Source organism: Arthrobacter sp. NPDC058288 (genome assembly GCF_042880995.1).
Classification (GTDB): domain Bacteria; phylum Actinomycetota; class Actinomycetes; order Actinomycetales; family Micrococcaceae; genus Arthrobacter.
On sequence record NZ_JBHVYH010000001.1, the window covers coordinates 988,699 to 1,010,436 of the forward strand.

General features: G+C 65.9%; 19 protein-coding genes and 1 tRNA gene. 13 read left to right on the forward strand and 7 right to left on the reverse strand.

The genetic code is table 11. The annotated features are described in order from the left end of the window. Positions 1-48: 48 nt before the first annotated feature. Positions 49-1,017 (forward strand): GlxA family transcriptional regulator, encoded by a 969-nt coding sequence (locus ACFVWT_RS04750; RefSeq protein ID WP_390245709.1) that lies wholly within the window; start codon positions 49-51, stop codon positions 1,015-1,017. 88 nt (positions 1,018-1,105) lie between these two features. On the opposite strand, the gene ACFVWT_RS04755 is transcribed toward ACFVWT_RS04750, so the two are convergent. The 6 genes from ACFVWT_RS04755 to ACFVWT_RS04780 form a co-directional block, all read right to left on the reverse strand. Then, on the reverse strand, positions 1,106-1,408 hold the full coding sequence (locus ACFVWT_RS04755; RefSeq protein WP_390245711.1) for a protealysin inhibitor emfourin: 303 nt from the start codon (positions 1,406-1,408) through the stop codon (positions 1,106-1,108). Positions 1,409-1,473: 65 nt separating this feature from the next. Beyond that, positions 1,474-2,517, reverse strand: a complete 1,044-nt coding sequence (locus tag ACFVWT_RS04760; RefSeq protein ID WP_390245713.1) for a M4 family metallopeptidase — start codon at positions 2,515-2,517, stop codon at positions 1,474-1,476. Positions 2,518-2,650: 133 nt separating this feature from the next. Continuing rightward, a tRNA-Arg gene (locus ACFVWT_RS04765) sits at positions 2,651-2,723 on the reverse strand. A 76-nt stretch (positions 2,724-2,799) separates the two neighbouring features. Beyond that, positions 2,800-4,311, reverse strand: coding sequence for an FAD-dependent oxidoreductase (locus ACFVWT_RS04770; protein WP_390247070.1), 1,512 nt, complete (start codon positions 4,309-4,311; stop codon positions 2,800-2,802). A gap of 5 nt (positions 4,312-4,316) precedes the next feature. Next, entirely contained in the window at positions 4,317-5,189 is an 873-nt protein-coding gene (locus ACFVWT_RS04775; protein WP_390245715.1) for an FAD:protein FMN transferase, read from the reverse strand. Between the two features lie 36 nt (positions 5,190-5,225). Further along, on the reverse strand, positions 5,226-5,702 hold the full coding sequence (locus ACFVWT_RS04780; RefSeq protein ID WP_390245717.1) for a hypothetical protein: 477 nt from the start codon (positions 5,700-5,702) through the stop codon (positions 5,226-5,228). 165 nt (positions 5,703-5,867) lie between these two features. Between ACFVWT_RS04780 and argS the strand changes: the two genes are divergently transcribed. The 10 genes from argS to ACFVWT_RS04830 all read left to right on the forward strand — a co-directional run bounded on the left by argS (position 5,868) and on the right by ACFVWT_RS04830 (position 18,757). Then, entirely contained in the window at positions 5,868-7,532 is a 1,665-nt protein-coding gene (gene argS / locus ACFVWT_RS04785) for an arginine--tRNA ligase (protein ID WP_390245719.1), read from the forward strand. Positions 7,533-7,537: 5 nt separating this feature from the next. After that, entirely contained in the window at positions 7,538-9,031 is a 1,494-nt protein-coding gene (lysA, locus tag ACFVWT_RS04790) for a diaminopimelate decarboxylase (protein ID WP_390245721.1), read from the forward strand. After that, entirely contained in the window at positions 9,032-10,348 is a 1,317-nt protein-coding gene (locus tag ACFVWT_RS04795) for a homoserine dehydrogenase (RefSeq protein ID WP_390245723.1), read from the forward strand. Further along, a complete protein-coding gene (gene thrC / locus ACFVWT_RS04800; RefSeq protein WP_390245724.1) occupies positions 10,349-11,455 on the forward strand; it encodes a threonine synthase in 1,107 nt (368 codons plus the stop codon). 2 nt (positions 11,456-11,457) lie between these two features. Next, complete coding sequence (thrB, locus tag ACFVWT_RS04805) at positions 11,458-12,444, forward strand: homoserine kinase (RefSeq protein WP_390245726.1); 987 nt, start codon at positions 11,458-11,460, stop codon at positions 12,442-12,444. A gap of 349 nt (positions 12,445-12,793) precedes the next feature. After that, complete coding sequence (rho, locus tag ACFVWT_RS04810) at positions 12,794-14,971, forward strand: transcription termination factor Rho (RefSeq protein WP_390245728.1); 2,178 nt, start codon at positions 12,794-12,796, stop codon at positions 14,969-14,971. Between the two features lie 233 nt (positions 14,972-15,204). Continuing rightward, on the forward strand, positions 15,205-16,278 hold the full coding sequence (gene prfA, locus ACFVWT_RS04815; RefSeq protein ID WP_043482568.1) for a peptide chain release factor 1: 1,074 nt from the start codon (positions 15,205-15,207) through the stop codon (positions 16,276-16,278). A 17-nt stretch (positions 16,279-16,295) separates the two neighbouring features. Further along, complete coding sequence (gene prmC / locus ACFVWT_RS04820) at positions 16,296-17,189, forward strand: peptide chain release factor N(5)-glutamine methyltransferase (RefSeq protein ID WP_390245730.1); 894 nt, start codon at positions 16,296-16,298, stop codon at positions 17,187-17,189. A gap of 75 nt (positions 17,190-17,264) precedes the next feature. Beyond that, on the forward strand, positions 17,265-18,002 hold the full coding sequence (locus tag ACFVWT_RS04825) for an L-threonylcarbamoyladenylate synthase (protein ID WP_390245732.1): 738 nt from the start codon (positions 17,265-17,267) through the stop codon (positions 18,000-18,002). Beyond that, positions 17,999-18,757 (forward strand): WecB/TagA/CpsF family glycosyltransferase, encoded by a 759-nt coding sequence (locus tag ACFVWT_RS04830; RefSeq protein ID WP_390245734.1) that lies wholly within the window; start codon positions 17,999-18,001, stop codon positions 18,755-18,757. Before ACFVWT_RS04825 ends, ACFVWT_RS04830 begins: the two co-directional genes overlap by 4 nt. Positions 18,758-18,775: 18 nt before the next feature. On the opposite strand, the gene ACFVWT_RS04835 is transcribed toward ACFVWT_RS04830, so the two are convergent. Then, entirely contained in the window at positions 18,776-19,672 is an 897-nt protein-coding gene (locus ACFVWT_RS04835) for a glycosyltransferase (RefSeq protein WP_390245736.1), read from the reverse strand. Positions 19,673-19,968: 296 nt separating this feature from the next. On the opposite strand from ACFVWT_RS04835, the gene ACFVWT_RS04840 reads away from it, so the two are divergent. Beyond that, positions 19,969-21,129 carry an MraY family glycosyltransferase gene (locus tag ACFVWT_RS04840; RefSeq protein WP_390245738.1) on the forward strand — a complete coding sequence of 387 codons (1,161 nt, stop codon included), beginning with the start codon at positions 19,969-19,971 and terminating at the stop codon, positions 21,127-21,129. 109 nt (positions 21,130-21,238) lie between these two features. Continuing rightward, complete coding sequence (locus ACFVWT_RS04845; protein WP_390245740.1) at positions 21,239-21,730, forward strand: hypothetical protein; 492 nt, start codon at positions 21,239-21,241, stop codon at positions 21,728-21,730. The last annotated feature ends 8 nt before the right edge of the window (positions 21,731-21,738 follow it).

The window sequence follows — 21,738 nt, forward strand, 5'->3', positions numbered from 1 at the left end:
CAGTGGCAGAAATGCCCAAAAAGCTAAAATTCCTGCCACAATGGAAGCATGCTCAGGTCAGTGGCAGTGATCGTTGTTCCCAACTTCTCCATCTTCGAATTCGGGACCGCGTTCGAGGTGTTCGGGATCGACCGTTCGGCGCGCGGGAACGGTGTGCCGGCGTTCGATTTCCGGGTGTGCACGCCGGAACCGGGCGATATCCGGCTCAAATCCGGGCTGACCATGCACGTCGAGCTGGGCCTGGAAGCGGCGGCCGATGCCGACCTGGTGATCATGGCTCCCTACGGCCATGACCAGGACGTTCCGGAAACGGTACTGGATGCACTCCGCGCCGCCCATTCGCGCGGAGCCTGGGTGATGTCCATCTGTTCGGGCGCTTTCGCCCTGGCGCGTGCGGGCCTGCTCGACGGCCGCCGCTGCACCACGCACTGGCACTACTCCCGGGAGCTGGCCGGCCGCTACCCCGCGGCGCTCGTGGACGAGAATGTCCTCTACGTCCAGGACGGCCGGATCATCAGCAGCGCCGGGACGGCCGCGGGCATCGATGCCTGCCTTCACCTGGTGCGGGTGGAACTTGGAGCGGGCGTGGCAGCGAGCATCGCCCGCGACATGGTGGTCCCGCCCCACCGCGACGGCGGGCAGGCTCAGTTCATCGACCGCCCGATTCCTTCCTGCGGGTCGCAGCCCATGGAGGAACTGCTGCAGTGGATGGTCAGGAACCTCGAACATGACCACACAGTCAATGAGCTCGCGGCGCGGGTTCACATGTCGCCGCGGACGTTTGCGCGCCGCTTCCGGGCCGAAACAGGGGCCACCCCCGCTGCCTGGCTCAACTCCCAGCGGGTGTTGAGGGCGCAGGAGCTGCTGGAATCAACGGAACTCAACATCGACGAGATTGCCCGGGAATCGGGGTTCGGCCATTCCGTGCTGCTCCGGCATCATTTCGGCAAAGTGCTGGCGACGAGCCCGCAATCGTACCGGCGGGCGTTCCGCGGCCACCTCGAGCCCGCCGTCTAGTGCCGGGCACGTGAAGGCGGCGGACCTGAGCGCCCCCGCACCCGAAGACGGGGCACCCGGCGACGGGGCACGTGAAGTCGAGGCGTAGCTAATCCGGGCGGCGCTCGGCGTTCCTTGCGGCTTCGGCCGCTGCCCGGGTGTTGTCCACCAGAACGCGCCACGGGCCGGTGACGGCCTGTTCCGGGAGGGTGGCGCGGTGCTGGCCGGCTTTGATCGAATACATAAACCGGTCCGGCTGGCCACCGGTTTCGGCCGTACGCGGTACGGCGTCCCATGGGCAGGCCTCAACAAGGGGCTCCCAGCGGCTCTTGTCCGAGGGGGTGGTGGCCTGGATGCTCCACACCCGCTTGAGCGCAGCAATCCCGCCGCTGCGCTGGACAGTGATCTTCATGGCCTGGTTTCCTGTGCTTCCGGTACTGCGTGGCCGCCGCCTGACCGCTCAGGCGGCGATCCCGGTTACAGCTTTACCTTCACAGTTTCCCACGCCTTCCGGACGGCGTCATGTTCCACGGAGCCGGCGCCGAACAGTTCCGCGGCCGACGCGGCGGTCGCCTTGGCGAACTTGGTGAACGTTGCGTTGGCCGGCAGGGAACCTCCGGTGAGGGTGTCGTACCAGATCCGGCCCGGGGTTTCCCAGGCGTTGCCGCCGAGTGCCGACGCCACAAGGTAAAACGCGCGGTTGGGGATGCCGGAGTTGATGTGCACGCCGCCGTTGTCCGCGCTGGTCCGGACGTAGGAATCCATGGAGTCCGGCTGGGGATCCTTGCCCAGCACGTCGTCGTCGTACGCGGTGCCGGGAGCCTTCAACGACCTCAGGGCTGAGCCTTGCACCTTGTCGGTGAACAAGTTTTCGCCGATCAGCCAGCTGGCCTCCGATGCCGACTGCTGCGCGAGGTACTGTTCCACGAGCGCGCCGAACACGTCCGACAGTGATTCGTTGATGGCACCGGCCTGGTTCCGGTAGACGAGTCCGGCGGAATGCTGCGTCACACCGTGCGCCAACTCGTGGCCGATGACGCTCAGGGACCGGGTAAAGCGCTGGAAGATCTCGCCGTCGCCGTCGCCGAAAACCATCTGGTGTCCGTCCCAGAAAGCGTTGTCGTAGAGCTTGCCGAAGTGCACGCTGGCATCCAAGGCGAGCCCCTGGCCGTCGATCGAGTTCCGGCCGAAGGCCTCTGCGTAAAGCCTGTGGGTGTGTCCCAGGCCGTCATAGGCCTCGTCGGCCGAGGGGTCCCCTGTGGCGGGTTCGCCCTCCTTGCGGACCAGCTGGCCGGGAAGGGACTCGGAGGTCCCGGCGTCGTACACGGTGCGGTTCGGCGGACCGGGCTTCAGCTGCCGGATGCCGGACGGGACCGCCGGCAGGGGGAGCGCGCGGCTGGCCTGGATGGACCTGATGTGGAGCAGGGCTTCCTTCGCCGCCCGGGCCACCGCGTGCATGCGGGGTTCGTGCTGTGCCGCAAGGCGCCGCAGCAAGTAGGGCGGAATGATGGAGCAGTACATATATGTCCCCTTTACTCGTAGGCGATGGAAACAGCCTACGAGGGGGTGCCGACATTGCGGCAGGACACGCCTTAAGGGCTGAGGCACGCTTTAAGCAGGAAACCCCGCCAGCTCGGCTGGCGGGGTTTGACTGTGCCCTCGATAGGATTCGAACCTACGACCTTCTGCTCCGGAGGCAGACGCTCTATCCCCTGAGCTACGAGGGCAATCAGGGTTCCTGCCGTTTCCGGCGGGACGTCCTAGAGCTTAGCAGGAAGGTGGCCTTCAAAGGAAAATCGGGATTCAGTATCCGGAAAACAAGTCGGTGCGGATGCGCCGCGCACCTGCGCTGCGGGCCGCGGCCCGCAGCGAGCGGACGCTGGCGGGCGAGCCGGAAATGAACACGACGCGGGCGGCAATGTCCGGAACTAGCTCCTTGAGGGCCGCACTGTCGATACGCTCCGGCGGCCGGGAAACCGTGCCGGCGTCTTCCATGAACGGCGGCGGCGCTGAACCGTCGGCGAGCCGGGCAATGACCCGGGCGCCGGACTGTTCCAGCTCATCCGCATACGCGAGTTCCGCCGCAGACTTCGCCAGGTACAGCAGGACGACGTCCCGGTTCCTGGCCGCGCCCGCGGCGAGCTGGGCCAGGTAGGGCGTGATGCCGATGCCGGCCGCCACCAGCAGGACCGGGCCGCTGGACCCGCCCGGGATGACGAAGTCGCCGCCCACCGCGGTGGCCGTCACGGAGTCCCCGGGCCGCAGTGCGAGCAGGGCACGCTTGGCGGCGGACACGGGCTCGGCTGTTCCCACGCCGATGGTCACGTCCTGCGCGTCCGGGGCGCTGGTCAGGCTGAAGACCCTCCGGAGGCCTCTGCCGTCCGACTTGCCATGGGGCAGGTGCAGTTCGATGTATTGTCCGGGCGCGAACCGCACCGCGCGGTCCTGCCGGAAGCTGAATTCCGTCGTCGTCGGCGTCAGGGGCCGTGACTCCTGGAAGTTCAGCCGGATACCGCCGCGCTGCCCCGCCAGGAACGCGATCAGGTTCCCCACGAGCAGCGCGAGTTCGGGAGAATTTGCCACGAACCCCAGGTTGTAGGGGACGGCAAAGACAACGCCGACGACGGCGGCAAGCGCCAGCTGCTGCCGGCGCCGGGGCGGAAGGGTCAGCGGTTCGGTCAGCATGAAGCCCACGAAGAACAGCACGGGGCGCTGCGCGAGGGGCTGCCACAGGGCCTGGCCCATGGACATTCCGGCCCGGAGGAGTTCCGTGGCCACGATGGATACGGAGACCGCCGTGAACACGGCCCCCATCAGTATCTTCCGGGTGCGGTAGAGCACCAGCAGGATGCCGGGGACCAGGACGAAGAGCATCGAGGGGGTGGCCGCCCACCACGTGGCGATGTTGAGGCCGGTCAGCCCGGCCACAAACGCCCCGGCGGCGGCCGGGTTGAAGATGTGCCGGCCGCGCCAGGCCAAGGCGTATTTTGACGCGGACGCCAGGACGCAGGCGAGGGCAACCCCCGCAACATCCAGCGCTTTGAAACTGGGCCAGAACAGGAAATACAGCAGCAGTCCGGTAATTAGCGAAGATTCCGAGTGTGGCCGGACATGGAACAGCGCAGCCAGCCCGCGGTTGGAGGCGTAGGTCAACCCCACGCAGAGCGCCAGGTGAGTGAGCATTTCGGGGATGCCGAAGGTCAGCCAGCCCAGGACATTGAGTAGCAGGCTGTACGCGGCCAGTACGGCCAGGACCCACAGCACCAGGCGGTACATGGTTAGGCGGTTCAAGGACGTGTCCACCCGCTGGATCATGGAACTCATTCGAACAGCACTCCTTCGAAACCTGCCGAGTAGGCTGCACTTCCGTCCGAGAAGACCATAAGCCAGGAAAACTCAAAGTCCTGCTCAAGCGCCCTGCCGGAAACGAAGAACAACGCCGTGGCCAGGGCGTCCGCCGTCATGGCATTTCCGGCCAGTGCCCACGTGGCAACCACCGTCCTGACGGGAGTCCCCGTGGTGCCGTCCAGCACATGATGAAGCCCGTCGCCCCAGGCCCGGCGGTTGGCTGCCGAGGCACACAGGGCTCCCGCGCCCAAACTGATCGTGCCGATGGCCCGGCCGGGATCGTAAGGATGCTCCAGGCCCACGGAGATTGGAACGGGGCCGGAATTGAGCAGGTCGCCGCTGGCGTCGATGAAGTATTCCGTGATGAACTGCGACCGGAGTTCCGCCCCGAGCAAATCAGCCAACTGTCCCTTGCCGGCAGCGCCGATGTCCAGCACCACGGGAGCGCTGGTGGCGACCACGGCTTCCTGCCAGTCCAGCACCTCATCCCACGGTGGAGCGGCCAGCGGGAATCCGCGGGGCCGGAGCGCATAGTCCGGACCGTAGCCCAGCTGTTCCAGGCTGCCGCCGATCAGCGGCGTCATAGCGCCGTCCGTCAGCCGGTAGAGCCTCCGGTACAGGCGGCCCAGCGCGCCTGCACCGTCCGGCATGCGGAACCGGCCGGGCTCCCTGGCCGCCTGCGCCACGATGGAGTCAGGCCGGAAACGGGACCACGCGGCGTCGTACCTCTCCACCACGTCGAGCAGCCGGCGGCGCTGGCCGCCGTCCAGGGCGCCGGGCGTTGAAATCTCCCAGCCGGTTCCGATGCCGTCGAAACTGAACTCTGCCCAACCCGGGTGCGGCACGTCATCTCCTCTTAGCGTGGTAAGCGGAAGCCGTACTTAGCGGGCTTCGGACTTGATCTTCTCCACGGCCTGGTTGAAGCCTCCGCTCGTGAGCGAGGAACCGGCAACCTTGGAGACATTCAGTTCATCCAGCTTCTTGCCCACGATCTGTGCCGCGATGCCGCCGGCAAACTCGCCCTGGAACTTCCGGGTGTTCGGGTTGGATGGATGCTGGGTGATGTTGACCCCGGACACCGCGCCACCCGAAAGCGTCAACTCAACTCCCACGGTTTCCGTGCCGTTGGGAGAGACATAATTTCCGTCCGCGCTGTAGGTTCCGTCCTTGTAGTCCGACCCGGCCGGGGAAGATGCGCCCGTCCCGGCGATCGGGGCGCCGCCGGCTGCTGCGCCGGTTGAAGAAGCAGAGGACGGGGCGACGGGTGCCTGGGCGGATGGCGCGCAGCCGGTGACGGTTCCAACCAGGGACATGCCGGCGATGCCGACGAAGAGGCTCTTGCGTACCGGGAAGCTCATGCAGGGCTCGTTTCGCGTAGTTGCAGGCAGTTACAGGATGGACAACGCTGGAACCAGCGTAATGGTTCAGCCTGTGACCAATCCCATGGCTCCGGGTGGGTGCCAACGGCGTCATCGGGTTGCCCCGATTCCGCGGCTTTCGCGGGCCACCGGTAGGCTAGATGCGTGACTCCCGAAGAACTCTCCCTCGCCATATCCGCCTGCCTGAAAGACGCCGTCGCCGCCGGTGAAATCACTCTTTCCGCGTCCGCCGTGCCGGACGAGGTGCGCGTGGAGCGGCCGAAGAACCGGGACCACGGCGACTGGGCCACCAACATTGCCCTCCAGCTGTCCAAGCAGGCCGGCGTCAATCCACGGGAATTCGCCACCATCCTCAGCACCCGGCTCAAGACCATCGACGGCGTTTCAGCCGTGGACATCGCCGGACCGGGGTTCCTGAACATCACGGTGGACGCCGCGGCCGCAGGGGCTCTTGCCAAGGCAATCGTCGAAGCAGGCCCGGAATACGGTACCAACTCGGCGCTCGCCGGCCACGTGGTCAACATGGAATTCGTCTCCGCCAACCCCACGGGTCCGCTGCACATCGGCCACACCCGCTGGGCTGCGTTGGGCGACTCGATCGCACGGGTGCTCCGGGCGTCAGGTGCAAAGGTCACCGCCGAGTACTACATCAACGACGCCGGATCGCAGATGAACGTCTTCGCCCACTCCGTACTGTCCCGGCTGCACGGCCGCGGAGTGCCCGAGGGCGGCTACCCCGGGGAGTACATTTCCGAGCTGGGCCACCACGTTTTGACGGAACACCCGGACATCCGGGAACTGACCGACGTCGCGGCGCTGCCGGTCATCCGCGGTGCGGCGTACAAGGCACAGATGAAGGACATCAAGGACACCCTCGCCGACTTCGGCGTCGCCTTTGACGTCTACTTCTCGGAGCAGGAGCTGCACGACGCCGGCGCCATCGAAAGTGCCGTTGCCCGCCTTCGGGAGCAGGGCCACGTGTTCGACGACGGCGGTGCCGTCTGGCTGCGCACCACGGACTTCGGTGACGACAAGGACCGGGTGATGATCCGCGCGAACGGCGAACCGACCTACTTCGCCGCGGATGCCGCGTACTACCTTTCCAAGAAGGACCGCGGCTACGACCAGAAGATCTACCTGCTGGGCGCGGACCACCACGGCTACATCAACCGGCTGAAGGCCATCGCGGCTGCCGCCGGAGACGATCCCGAGGCCAACATCGAGGTGCTGATCGGCCAGCTCGTGTCAGTGAACGGTGCCAAGCTGTCCAAGCGCGCAGGCAACATCATCGAGCTCAAGGACCTCATCTCCTGGCTGGGCAAGGACGCCGTCCGCTACTCCCTGGCGCGCTTCCCGGCGGACTCCCCGCTTACCCTGGACCCCGAGCTCCTCAAAAAGCACAGCAACGAGAACCCCGTGTTCTACGTCCAGTACGCGCACGCACGGTCCCGCGGCACAGCCCGCAACGCCGTCGCCGCCGGAGTGGACCGCCGCGTCGACGGCAAGGACGCGTTCGACGCCTCGCTGCTCGACCACGCCACCGAGAACGAACTGCTGTCGTACCTGGGCAGCTACCCGTCCATCGTGGCCAAGGCCGCCGAACTGCGCGAACCGCACCGCGTGGCCCGGCACCTGGAGGTCATCGCCGGCGCCTACCACCGCTGGTATGACGCCTGCCGCGTCGCGCCGCAGGGCGACGAGCCCATCACCGATGTCAACCGCACGCGGCTGTGGCTCAACGACGCCACCAGCCAGGTGCTGGCCAACGGACTGGAACTGCTTGGCGTTTCGGCGCCGGAACGGATGTGACCGCCATGACCGGGAATTCCCTGAACCAGGCATCCCCCCTGGCACCGGAGTGGCTTGCCGTTCCGGCAGACCTCAACGCACTCCACGAGCCCATGTGGGCCGCCGGCGTCGGCCGGAACGACGCCGGTGAACTCGCCATTGACGGCATTCCGGTCAGCGAGCTCAAGCACGAGTTCGGCACACCGTTGTTCGTGATGAGCGAGAACGACTTCCGGGCGCGGGCCCGCGCCTTCAGCGATGCCTTCAATGATGCCTTCGCCGACATCTGCGGGGGAGTGGACGTCTACTACGCCGGGAAGTCATTCCTGTGCACCGCAGTTGTCCGCTGGGTGGAAGAGGAAGGGCTGCGCCTGGACACCGCCTCCGGCGGGGAACTCGCCGTTGCCGCCCGCGCCGGGATCCCGGGAGCCGACGTCGCCCTGCATGGAAACAACAAGTCCGACGCCGAGATCCACCGCGCCCTGGACATGAAGCTCGGCCGGATCGTCGTGGACAGCCTTGCCGAACTGGATCGCATCGCCAGGATCGCGTCTGCCCGCGGCGAAACTGCCAAGGTGATGCTGCGGCTCACCCCCGGAGTGCACGCGCACACCCACGAGTTCATTGCCACCGCCCATGAGGACCAGAAATTCGGTCTCTCCATGGCGGAAGACTCCACGGACCAGGCCGGCCTGTCCGCGGCCGAGGAGGCCGTGGCCGCCGCCACGGGCTACCCCGGCATCGAGCTCCTGGGCCTGCACTGCCACATCGGCTCGCAGATCTTCGAACCGGACGGCTTCGCGCTGGCCGCGGAGAAACTGCTCCGTTTCCTCGCGGCAATGCAGGAGAAGTATTCCATCGTCCTGCCTGAACTGGACCTCGGCGGCGGCTACGGCATCGCCTACACTCCCGTGGACACTCCCCGGCCCGCGGCCGAGATCGCACAGGCGATGGCCGCCGTCGTGCGTTCCACCTGCGACGAACTGGGCATCACGGCCCCGCGGATCTCGATCGAGCCGGGGCGCGCCATCGTGGGGAGCACCACATTCACGCTTTACGAAGTGGGAACGCTCAAGACCGTCCGCGTGGACGCCCCGGCCTCTGCGGATGCCGCTGCGGCCGACCAGGCAGGAAATGCTGCAAAAAACGTTACGTACCCGCGCCGCTATGTGTCGGTGGACGGCGGTATGAGTGACAACGCCCGCCCGGTGCTCTACGACGCGGATTATTCGGCGATTGTGGCCTCGCGGACCTCCGGCGCGGCACCCCAGTTGTCCCGCGTAGTGGGCAAACATTGCGAGAGCGGCGACATAGTTGTTAGAGATGTATATCTGCCCGAGGACGTGGCAGCCGGTGATCTGCTCGCTGTACCGGGGACCGGCGCCTATTGCTGGGCCCTCTCCAGCAACTACAACTATCTGGCCCGGCCGGGCGTTGTCGCTGTGCGCGACGGATCAGCCCGGCTGATTGTCCGCGGGGAAACCGAACAAGATCTGCTGAACCGCGACATGGGAGTCTGAATGACTGAATTGCGAACCCTGAAGGTGGCCCTGCTGGGCTGTGGCAACGTTGGGGCCCAGGTGGCGCGGATTCTCATTGATGACGCCGACGCGCTGGCCGCACGCACCGGAGCCCGCCTGGAGCTGACCGGCATCGCCGTACGCAGCATCGACGCCCCCCGTGACGTTGAGCTGCCCCGGGAACTCTTCACCACGGATGCAGACACCCTGGTCAAGGATGCGGACCTCGTTATCGAACTGATGGGCGGCATCGAACCAGCCCGTTCCCTCATTCTGTCTGCCATCGAAAACGGCGCCTGCGTGGTCACCGGCAACAAGGCCCTCCTGGCCCAGGACGGTCCCACGCTTTATGAGGCTGCCGACAAGGCAGGCGTTCAGCTCTCCTATGAAGCAGCCGTGGCCGGCGCCATTCCCATCCTGCGCCCCATCCGCGACAGCCTGTCCGGCGACCGCATCACCCGGGTGCTGGGCATCGTGAACGGCACCACCAACTTCATCCTTGACCAGATGGACACCACGGGCGCGACGTTCGCGGATGCCCTGGCCGAGGCACAGCGCCTGGGCTACGCAGAGGCGGACCCTACTGCCGACGTCGAGGGCCACGACGCAGCCTCCAAGGCAGCCATCCTCGCCTCGCTGTCCTTCCACACCCGTTTCGACCTCGAAAACGTGCACTGCGAAGGCATCACCGGAGTCAGCGCGGCGGACATCGCTGCGGCCAAGGATGCCGGGTTCGTCATCAAGCTGCTGGCCATTGCGGAGAAACTGACCGCCGCAGACGGCAGCGAAGGCGTGTCTGTGCGCGTCCACCCCACCCTGCTGCCGCGCGAGCACCCGCTGGCCGCCGTCCACGGGGCCTTCAACGCCGTCTTCGTTGAGGCTGAGAACGCCGGCGAGCTGATGTTCTACGGCCAGGGCGCCGGCGGGACTCCCACGGCATCGGCCGTACTGGGTGACCTCGTCTCCGCCGCCCGCCGGATCGTCCTCGGCGGACCCGCGCAGACCGAGACCACCATCGGCAAGGTTCCCGCGCTGCCGATCGACGCCGTCAACACGAGCTACTACATCGGCCTCGACGTTGCCGACCAGCCGGGCGTGCTGGCAAAAATCGCCCAGCTTTTCGCGGAGCACGGCGTGTCCATCGAGATCATGCGCCAGACCATCCACCGTGATGCCGACTCCAATGTGGAATCGGCCGAGCTGCGGATCGTCACCCACCGCGCAACCGAAGCTGCACTGGCAGCAACCGTCCAGGCCGTGAAGGGCCTCGACGTCATCAATTCCGTTACATCCGTACTGCGGGTAGAAGGAGTCTAAGTGGCTCACCAATGGCGCGGTGTCATCCGCGAATACGCTGATCGTTTGCCTGTAACGGAAAGCACCAAGGTCATCACCCTCGGTGAGGGCGGCACGCCGCTTGTCCACGCGCAGAAGCTTTCCGGGCTGACCGGTTCCACCGTGTACCTCAAGGTGGAAGGCATGAATCCCACCGGTTCCTTCAAGGACCGGGGAATGACCATGGCCATGACCGCCGCGGTGGCCTCCGGCGCCGAGGCCGTGGTGTGCGCCTCCACCGGGAACACCTCCGCGTCCGCGGCGGCCTACGCAACGGCGGCCGGCCTCAAATGCGCCGTGCTGGTCCCCGAAGGCAAGATTTCCATGGGCAAGCTGAGTCAGGCGATCGCCCACGGTGCCACCCTCCTGCAGGTGGACGGGAACTTCGACAACTGCCTGGACATTGCCCGGAAGTTGGGGGAGTCCTACCCCGTCTTCCTGGTGAACTCCGTCAACCCCGCCCGGATTCAGGGGCAGAAAACCGGTGCCTTCGAAGTTGTGGATGCCCTCGGCGACGCTCCGGACATTCACGTCCTTCCGGTCGGGAATGCCGGTAACATCACCGCGTATTGGAAGGGCTACAAGGAGTACTCGGCACCGTTCGAATCCGACACTGCCGGAACCCTTCCTGCCGTGTCCACCAGGACCCCCCAGATGTGGGGCTTCCAGGCCGCCGGCGCGGCGCCTTTTGTCGCCGGCCACCCCATCACTGAGCCGGACACCATCGCCACGGCGATCCGGATCGGCAACCCCGCCTCCTGGGACGGCGCCATCGCCGCCCGTGACGAATCCGGCGGCCTGATCGAAGCCGTTACCGACGACGAAATCCTGGCAGCGCACCGCTGGCTGTCCGCCAAAGAGGGCGTCTTCGTTGAACCCGGCTCCGCCGCCGGCGTCGCCGGCCTGATCAAGAAGCACGCCGCCGGGCAGGTGCCCACCGGCAAGACCATCGTGATCACTGTCACCGGCCACGGCCTGAAGGACCCGCAGTGGGCGCTGCGCACCGAAGACGGCAGCGATGTCCAGCCTGTGAAGGTGTCCAACGATGTGGTCACCGTGGCCGCCGAGCTTGGCCTGGAAGAAAAATAGCCTTGGAAACGACCCTCACTGTTCCGGCCGAGTCTGCGGCAGGCGCGCCGGCAGTCCCGGCCGGGCAGTTGGTGACCGTCCGCGTGCCTGCCACCAGCGCCAACCTCGGACCGGGATATGACAGTCTGGGGCTGGCCCTGTCGCTACACGACACGTTGACCGTGGAAACGCTAGGCAGCGGGGAGCTTGAATTCGAACTCAGCGGCGAAGGCGCGGAAACCCTTCCGCGCGACGCGAGCCACCTGGTGGTCAGGGCGATCACTGAGGCCCTGCATCGGCTTGGCTTCCGCCACGAGGGCCTGAGGATCACAGCCGACAACGTCAACCCGCACGGGCGCGGCCTGGGCTCCTCGGCATCGGCCGTGGTGGCAGCCGTTACCGCGGCGAATGCCCTCGTTCCGGAGGATTCGCGCCGCGGCAAGGACTGGATCCTGCAGCTCACCAGCGAAATGGAAGGCCACCCGGACAACGTCGCACCGGCGATATTCGGCGGTCTGGCGCTGTCGTGGCAGGACAGTGACCAGTACAGCAGTACCTGCGCGACCGTGGCGGATTCCGTGATCCCGGTCGTCGCAGTACCTGACTACGAGCTGTCTACGGAAGCCGCGCGTGCCCTTCTGCCGGCATCGGTGGGCCACCACGCCGCCGCCATGAACTCCGGCCGGGCGGCCTTGCTCATCCACGCACTCACCAGCAAGCCTGAGTTCCTGCTGGCGGGAACGGAAGACTATCTCCACCAGAGCTACCGGGCTGAGGCCATGCGCCCCAGCGCGGACCTGATCCGGGCGCTGCGCTACGCAGGACACGCGGCCGTTGTTTCCGGGGCCGGGCCCACTGTGCTGGTGCTCGCCAACGGGGAACAAGAGGCAGCCGCGGTGGTGGACTTCATCGAGGCCTATACCGGGGCCAACACGCCGGATGTGGGATGGCGTGTGATGAAGCTGGCGGTGGACGTCGAAGGTGCTAAAGTGGGAGTGCACCGGCGGTAATCCCGCAGGCAGTTAGTTATAAGAACCAGAACCCGCAGTCAAAAGAATCCGATGTTGGCCATGGCGCCTGTCTAATCGTTTGCTGCTCTGAACTTCAACTGCGCAACAGTCTCCGGTGCCGCCTGCTTGGTCTGTCGCAGGAATCTGCAGAATCGCTCTGCACCCCTGAACCGTCAGTCCGCCATTCCGGTCTCTTGTTGGAGTGTTCGAGGCGTATCAGTATCCGGCCCTGCTGGCCGAAATTCCATCCGGCAAGGCCGAAATCCGGCTGTAGATCTGAACTGCAGCCCAGATCAAATCATCGCGTCCAGCTCCCAGTCTGGACGCCGTCGAGGGGGAAGGATCCTTCGTGACCGAAACCACTGAGCTGTCTCCAGCTGTGGATACATCTTCTGCTACCGAGTTGTCGGCAGCACCCGCCAAGAGCAGCGGCCTTGCCGGCCTTAAGCTCGCCCAGCTGCAGGCCCTCGCCAGCCAGCTGGGTATCTCCGGCGGATCCCGCATGCGCAAGGGCGATCTGGTGACAGCCATTTCCGCCCATCGTGCGGGTACTTCAGCCACCAAGGCTCCGGCCAAGGGTGCTGAGAAGACCGGCGAAACCATCTCGGCCCGGTCAACGGCTCCGGCAGCAGCTGCTCCGGCTGCGGCCGCCCCTGCTGCCGAGGCCGCCGAGGCTCCCGTCCAGGAAGGCACCCGTGCCCGGCGCGGCCGTAGCCGCCGCGCAGGCAGCGACGGGGTCATCACCCCTCCCGCCACCGAGGCACCGGCCCCGGAAGCCGCACCCAGCGAGGCCCCCGCGGCCACGTCCGCTCCTGAAGCCGGCCACGCTGCCGTGTCCGAGGGTGCCGCACCGGAAGCTGCAGAGCGCCGCCAGCCCCGCACCCGGAACCGCCGCCGCGGCGAAGCGGCAGCCCAGGCGACTGCCCCGGCAGCCGAAGGCGAAGCGCAGGCCGAGGCGCCTGCCGAACAGCGCACAGAACAGCGCGGCGTTGAACAGCGCACCGAACACCGTGCCGGCGAGCAGCGCGAGCAGCGCGGCGCGGACCAGGGCGGCGAAGCAGCCGAAGCAGGCCAGCGCAACGAACGCCAGTCAACCCGTACCCGTGGCGGTCGTGACGGTGGAGACACCTCCGGTGCACCCCGCCGCGATGACACCCGCGACAACACCCGCGACAGTGACGATTCCGACGGCGGAAGCCGTCGCAACCGTCGCAACCGCCGTGACCGCAACGACCGCACTGACCGCTCAGGCGGCCAGGACAGCCGGGACAACTCCCGCAACGACCGTTTCCGCGACCGCAACGACCGCCGTCGCGGGCGTGCCCAGGGACCGGACGTCGACGACGTCGAGGTCACCGAGGACGACGTGCTGCTGCCCGTCGCCGGCATCCTGGACGTACTGGAGAACTACGCGTTCATCCGCACTTCCGGCTACCTGCCGGGCCCGAACGACGTCTACGTGTCCCTCGCCCAGGTCAAGAAGTACAACCTGCGCAAGGGCGACGCCGTGGTGGGCGCCATCCGTGCACCGCGTGAAGGCGAAGACCGCAGCCAGCAGTCCGCCCGCCAGAAGTTCAATGCCCTGGTCCGCGTCACCTCCGTCAACGGCAAGACCCCCGAGGAACTCAAGGACCGCGTCGAATTCGCGAAGCTTGTCCCGCTGTACCCCTCCGAGCGCCTGCGCCTCGAGACGGACCCCAAGAAGATCGGCCCCCGCGTCATCGACCTGGTCGCCCCGATCGGCAAGGGCCAGCGCGGCCTGATCGTTTCGCCGCCGAAGGCCGGCAAGACGCTCATCCTGCAGTCCATCGCCAACGCCATCACCACCAACAATCCTGAGGTCCACCTCATGATGGTGCTCGTTGACGAACGCCCTGAAGAAGTCACCGACATGCAGCGCACCGTCAAGGGCGAGGTCATTGCCTCCACCTTCGACCGTCCCGCCGACGACCACACGACGGTGGCCGAACTCTCCATCGAACGCGCCAAGCGCCTCGTGGAAATGGGCATGGACGTTGTGGTCCTCCTCGACTCGATGACCCGCCTGGGCCGCGCCTACAACCTGGCAGCACCGGCTTCCGGCCGCATCCTGTCCGGTGGCGTCGACTCTGCAGCGCTGTACCCGCCGAAGCGCTTCTTCGGTGCAGCCCGCAACATCGAAAACGGCGGCTCGCTCACCATCCTGGCCACCGCGCTCGTCGAGACCGGCTCCAAGATGGACGAAGTCATCTTCGAGGAGTTCAAGGGAACCGGCAACATGGAACTGCGCCTGTCCCGCCAGCTCGCGGACAAGCGCATCTTCCCGGCCGTGGACGTCAACGCGTCCGGTACCCGCCGCGAAGAGAACCTGCTTTCCCCCGAGGAAGTCAAGATCATGTGGAAGCTGCGCCGCGTCCTCTCCGGACTCGAAACGCAGCAGAGCCTTGAGCTGCTGACCAACAAGATCCGGGAGACCCAGAGCAACGTCGAGTTCCTCATGCAGGTGCAGAAGACGACGCTTGGTGCGAAGTCCGATAACGACAAATAACGCTCCGGTGAGCGGCTGATTCTGCTGCCCCGGTGCCGACGCCGCACGGATTTTCCGCCCCCGCCCCTTCGCCGGGTGGCTTTCGATCTGCGATCGCAAGCCACCCGGCTTCGGCAGGCCCGATGCCACTCCCGGGGCGGAAAAATCCGTGCGGCTTCGTCGTTAAGTCACCAGCCGCGGGTCCGTTTTTGTTGTTATTACTAGACTTGTAGGAGTCGAAAGAGGTTTTGAATATGTTTGAGTCCGTACAGGGCCTGTTGGATGAGCATGATGCTATCCAGGCGCAGCTGGGGGATCCTGCTGTTTATGCTGACCAGAAGCTTGCCCGGAAGCTGGGGCGGCGTTCTGCGCAGTTGAACGGCATCGTGGAGGCCTACCACCGCTGGGAAAGCATCCGCGACGACCTGGCGGCTGCCAAGGAAATGGCGGACGAGGACCCCGAGTTTGCCGCGGAGGTTCCCGAGCTGGAGGCTTCGCTGGAGACTGCTGCCGCGAAATTGCGCCGGCTTCTCATCCCGCGGGACCCGGACGATGCCCGCAACGTGATCCTCGAAGTCAAGGGCGGCGAAGGCGGCGACGAAGCTGCACTCTTCGCGGCGGACCTGTTGCGGATGTACACCCGGTACGCAGAATCTCGCGGCTGGAAGACGGAGCTTATCTCGGCCACGGAATCGGATCTTGGTGGCTACAAGGATGTCCAGATGGCAGTCAAGGGCAACTCCAACGATCCGGCCGAAGGCGTCTACGCCAGGCTCAAGTTCGAGGGCGGCGTGCACCGCGTGCAGCGCGTCCCCGTGACGGAATCACAGGGGCGCATCCACACCTCGGCCGCCGGCGTGCTGGTGCTTCCCGAAGTGGACGAGCCCGAAGAACTCGAGATCAACCAGAACGACCTCAAGATCGACGTCTACCGGTCGTCGGGCCCCGGTGGACAGTCCGTCAACACCACCGACTCCGCGGTCCGCATCACCCACCTTCCCACCGGAATCGTGGTGGCCATGCAGAACGAGAAGTCCCAGCTGCAGAACCGTGAAGCCGGCATGCGCGTGCTCCGTGCCCGTATCCTTGCTCACCAGCAGGAGCAGATCGATGCCGAAAACTCGGCCCAGCGGAAATCGCAGATCCGCACCATGGACCGCTCGGAGCGGATCCGCACGTACAACTACCCGGAAAACCGGATCGCGGACCACCGCACCGGTTACAAGGCCTACAACCTGGACCAGGTCATGAACGGCGACCTTGAACCGGTCATCCAGTCGGCCATCGAGATGGACGAACAGGCCCGCCTGGACGCCATCGGCGAATAGCCCCGGCCGGTCGCTTGATGAACTGTGAAACAGGACTGAGCCTGGCGGAGGCAGTCCGGCAGGCAACGGCACTCCTGGCCGACGCCGGTGTCCCCAGCCCGCGCGTCGACGCGGAACTTCTGGCGGACCACCTCCTGGGCGTCGGCCTGGGCAGGCTGCGGGCCATGCTCCTGGGCGATTCCCCGGCTCCCGAGGGGTACGCCGAACTCGTGGCGGAGCGCGCGCGCCGGGTGCCTTTGCAGCACATCACCGGCGTGGCCCACTTCCGCTACCTGCAGCTTGCCGTGGGGCCGGGGGTCTTCATTCCCCGGCCGGAAACAGAATCCGTGGTGCAGCTGGTCATTGACTGGCTCAACGACGGGGACCGGCTCCAGGGCCGGGCCCACCCCAAAGTGGTGGACCTGGGCACCGGGTCCGGTGCCATCGCAGGGTCCATCGCACTCGAAATCCCCGGCGCGGACGTCTATGCCGTGGAGTTCAGCGAGTTTGCCCACGCCTGGGCCGAACGGAACCTGCGCCCGCTCGGCGTCACCCTCCTCCGGGGGGACCTGCGCGACGCGCTTCCGGAACACAACGGAACGTTCGACGTCGTCGTCTCCAATCCGCCCTACATCCCCGCGGAGGCAATCCCCAACGAACCCGAAGTGGCGCTGCACGATCCGCCCGAAGCCCTGTACGGCGGGGGAGCGGACGGAATGGAGCTTCCGACGGCGGCGGCAGCGTCCGCCGCCCGGCTGCTGGTTCCCGGCGGCTACTTCGTAATGGAACACGCCGAAGTCCAGGCGGCGTGGATCCCCGCGATGATGAAGAAGTCCGGCGTCTGGTCCGATGTGACGACGCACCTGGACCTCAACGGCAGGGAGCGTGCCACCAGTGCTGTCCTCGCCGGACCGGTAAACGGAACAGCTTAGTCAACGGTAAAGCCCAGTAAACGGCACGGATCGGTGGATACCGATCAGTCCATGAAGTGATGAAAGAATAGGCCAGTGACCACAACCTATGACTGCACGGCAGCTGATCAGCGGGCTGAAGGGCTGGAGAATGCCCAGCGGGCCATCCGCCAACACAAATGCGTGGTATTCCCGACGGACACGGTTTATGGGATCGGTGCTGACGCGTTCTCGCCACAGGCTGTCACCTTGCTGCTCGCGTCCAAGGGCCGTAGCCGGAAGATGCCGCCGCCCGTCCTGATTCCGCGCCTCAATGCCCTCGACGGGCTGGCAACGGATGTCCCGGCAGAGGCCCGCAAGCTTGCTGAGGCGTTCTGGCCGGGAGCCCTCACCATGATTTTCCACGCACAGCCGTCGCTGGACTGGGACCTGGGCGAGACCAAGGGCACTGTTGCGTTGCGGATGCCGGCCGACGACGTCGCGCAGGACCTGCTGACGCTGACCGGACCGTTGGCGGTGTCCTCCGCGAACCGCACCGGTCAGCCGGCCGCCCGCACCGCTGCCGAAGCCATGACCCAACTCGCGGAATCCGTGGAGGTCTACCTCGAAGGAGGACTGCGCCCGGAAGGCGACGCGGACCCGGACGCCCTCCCGTCCACCATCGTTGACGCCACAGCCCAGCCGCTCAGGGTGGTCCGCCAGGGTGCCATCAGCGTGGAACGGCTTCGCGAGGTTGTTCCGGGTCTCCTGGACATTGACGGCCATGCGGCCGCCGTCCCCGCGGCCGAGCCGGCGTCGGACACCGAATCAGTGACGGAGCCCGGCACCGAATGATCCTCACCCGGCAGCACATACCCGTCCTCGGCGTCGATGCCACGCCGCTGACCGTTTCCGAGATGACGGCCACGCTTAACCGCTTTATTGCCGAAGGCAGCACCCGCACTGTGGTGGGCCACAACCTGCACAGCGTGACACTCTTCCACTCGGACCCGGAATTCCGTGCCCTCTACGAAGACAGCGACGTTGTGCTGCTCGATGGCGCCCCCGTCCTGTGGCTCTGGGGAAGGTCCGGAGAGGCCGACGGGCCGGTCATGGACTACCGGCTGGGCTCCACCGACTGGATCCCTGCCCTCGGCAGCGTCGAAGGGCTTGAACGAATAGCCGTAATCGGAGCCGGGGCGGAGGCCAATGCCAGGGCTGTGGCCCGCCTCGCCGGAATGGTCCCCAACGCAAAGGTGTCCGGCATGCCCGGCGAAGGCTGGAACAGTGCCCTGGAAGCCGAAGCTGTCGCCTGGCTGCAGGAACGGCGTCCCCAGGTGGTGCTCCTCGGACTGGGCATGCCGCTGCAGGAGATGGTCCTTCGCCGCAGGCTTTCCGTTTTTCCCCCTGCCGTGTACTGCGCTGTGGGCGGTGCGATCGAACAGATTGCCGGAATCCAGAAGCTGGCTCCGCGTTGGCTGGGCCGCCTGGGACTGGAATGGGCCTGGCGGCTCATGCTGCACCCGCGCAGGGTGGCTTATCGCGTTTTCGGCGAGCCCTGGGTGCTCCTGGCACTGCTGGCCCGGCGACGCCTCAGGTCAAACCGCTAGGAGCCGCCGCCCGCCGGGCTAGAACTTCTGGTCCTTCAGCGGCCCGAAGCCCTTGCCCCGAAGTCCGGTGGAAAACGCCCGGAACCAGTCGGCCAGCCCGCGTAAGTCGCCGCGGCGCAGGAAGTAGCCGAGGTAGCCGCCCACGTCAGCCACCAGCGACTTCACCCGGAAGTGGCGGCGGATGAGGTATCCGCGGTTCCGGTAGTAGTAATAGCGCTTGAAAGCGGTCTCGGGAACAATGACGTGCCACCGGGCGCCGAAAACGTGCTGAGTCTCCGCAAAAGCGTGGGGGTGCGTGATGGCCGTGGTGGTCACCGTGCCGAAACGGATGCCGGCCTTCCGGAGCCTGAGGGTGAAGTCCACCTCGTCGCCGCGGATGAAGAGCCGCATGTCGGGCAAACCGACCTTGAAAAAGACGTCTGACCGGATCAGTGCGCCATTGAAGAAGTGGCCGTCATCGGGCAGGAAACCGAGCTTCTCCACTTCCGCGCGGTCGTGGGTGACTTTCCCGTCGAGGCGGAAGAAAAAAGACAGCCGGTCCGGGTGGCCCGGCGCGGCAACCAACGGCACCACGGCATCGAGGCCGCGCGCATCGGCCTCCCGGAGCAGCGTGGCGAGGCATTCCGGATCGCCGGGCTCGGCGTCGTCGTCCATCATCCAGATCCAGTCGGCGCCGCTGGCCACCGCCTTGAGGATGGCCAGGGAGAAGCCGCCTGCCCCGCCAAGGTTCGCTTCCGACCGGACATAATCCACGTTAGTATGCCGGGAAGCCACGTCTTTTGCGGGCACGGTGCCGCTGTCCACCAGGCAGATGGAACGGACCGGAGCGGTCTGCCTGTTGATCGCATTCAGCAGGACGGCGAGCTCACGGGGACGATCGAACGTCACGGCGGCTACTGCAACCGACAGGGACATTGCTGGTTCCTTTCAACACGGCTGCCGGTGGTTTTCCCGCCGGCAGCGGGCCGTGTGACGCGAAGCCAGCTAGCCGTTGGCATTAGTATCTTGACTAGAGTCCACTGTAATACAGCCCTGTCAGGCACTACGCACTGCCTGCCGCGCGCACGGCGACGGAGAAGTTTCATTTATCGAAAGTCAGTTCCACAGCAATCGCACCCTAGCTATCCCTGCCACCCGGCACTGGCCGGGCCGCAGGGATCCACGCTGCCAGGGGTTGGTTCCGCTGACGGTGCGGGGAAGGCGGTTTCCCCATGATCATGTACCTGCTCATGATGCTGACGGCAGCGGGCGTCTCGTTCGCCGCGACCTGGGGCGCACGGTTCATCGGCAACAGGCTCGAACTCTTCTCGCCAATCCGCAGCCGGGACACCCACTCCCACAAGGTCTCCAGGCTGGGAGGCCTGGGAATTTATGCAGGGTTCCTGGTGGCGCTGATCGTGGCGAGCCAGTCATTCTTCGTCAAGGACATCTTCCGCGGCAACGCGTCACCGTGGGGGGTGCTTGCCGGGGCCACGCTGATTGTCATCGTGGGCCTCGCGGACGACCTTCTTGACCTGCGGTGGTGGGTGAAACTGATCGGTCAGAGCGCCGCGGCCATGGTGGTGGCCATCTGGGGGGTCAGGATGAGCATCCTCCCCTTTGTTCCGGAGCCCATCATCCTCGAGAACGAGATGGTCCGCATTGTCCTCACTGCCGGGCTGATCGTGACCACCATGAACGCCTTCAACTTCATCGACGGACTTGACGGGCTGGCCGCGGGGGTAGCCATCATCGGCGGTGCAGCGTTCTTCCTGACCGCGTACTGGGTGCACCGCTCCGCCGTGCTGCTCGACTATTCGGACCTTGCGACGCTCCTGACCGCGGTTGTCGTGGGCAGTTGCGTGGGATTCCTGCCGCACAACTGGTTTCCCTCGAAGATTTTCATGGGCGACTCCGGCGCCATGCTGATCGGTCTCCTCCTGGCCTCCGCAGGCATCGTCTCGACCGGTCAGATCACCTCCGGCCTGTACGACCGCGCCAACGGTATCCCCACGATCATCCCCATCCTGCTGCCGTTCGCAGTGCTGTTCCTGCCGTTGCTGGATCTTTGCCTGGCTGTCGTGCGGCGGACGGCACTGGGCCGTTCGCCCTGGTCAGCTGACCGGGGACACCTGCACCACAAACTCATGGACATCGGCTACTCCCACCGGGCCTCCGTCCTCCTGATGTATGCATGGACCTGCGTCCTGGCCTTCGGTGGCCTGGCGTTCGCGATTTTCCCGTGGCAGACGGTACTGGCCGCGGACATCGCGGCCGCGGCCGTCATGGCCGTGGTCACCGCCTGGCCATACCTTCGCGACAAGGCTCCCGGTGCCGGCCCAAGGTCGGAAGCGGAATCAGAGGCCGAAGCGGAAGCGGCGGGGCAGGACTGACCTTATGGACACCCTTTTTCCGAATAATTTCTATCTCATGTAGAATTTCAGTGCAGCTCTTCGCCGCACCCTCCTTCACCAGCCCGCAGCACACGACGATTGGGATCTCATGACCTCCAACGCCGAACCCGGACACAGATCCGGCAACGGACCCGTTGGCGTCTCCGGCCCCACAAAGTCGTTGTGGCTGGGACTTCTGAAGCTGAGCGCAGGAGCGGCGCTTGCCGGCCTTGTGCTCGCCGGAATACCGGCCGCCCTGCTCAACGGCACCGGGGGAGTGCTGTCCAGCACTTTCGGCGGATTCCTGGTGATGGCCTTCTTCGGAATCAGCCTCCTGGTTGGCCATTTCGTCGGACGGAACAATCCATCGGGTGCCATCGGGGTCTTCGTAGTCACCTACTTCGTCAAAGTGGTGGGTTTTGCCCTGGTGCTCTTCGTTCTCGGTGCTCCCGACTGGCTTCATGGCCGCTGGTTCCTGATCGGCGCCGTCACCGCCGTCGTATTTTGGCAGGCGGCCGAGATCTACGGATTCAGCAAGGCCCGACTCCGGATCTATAACGACCCCCAGCCCGTGAAAGACGGCAATGATGAACAGCCGTAATTCGAAGC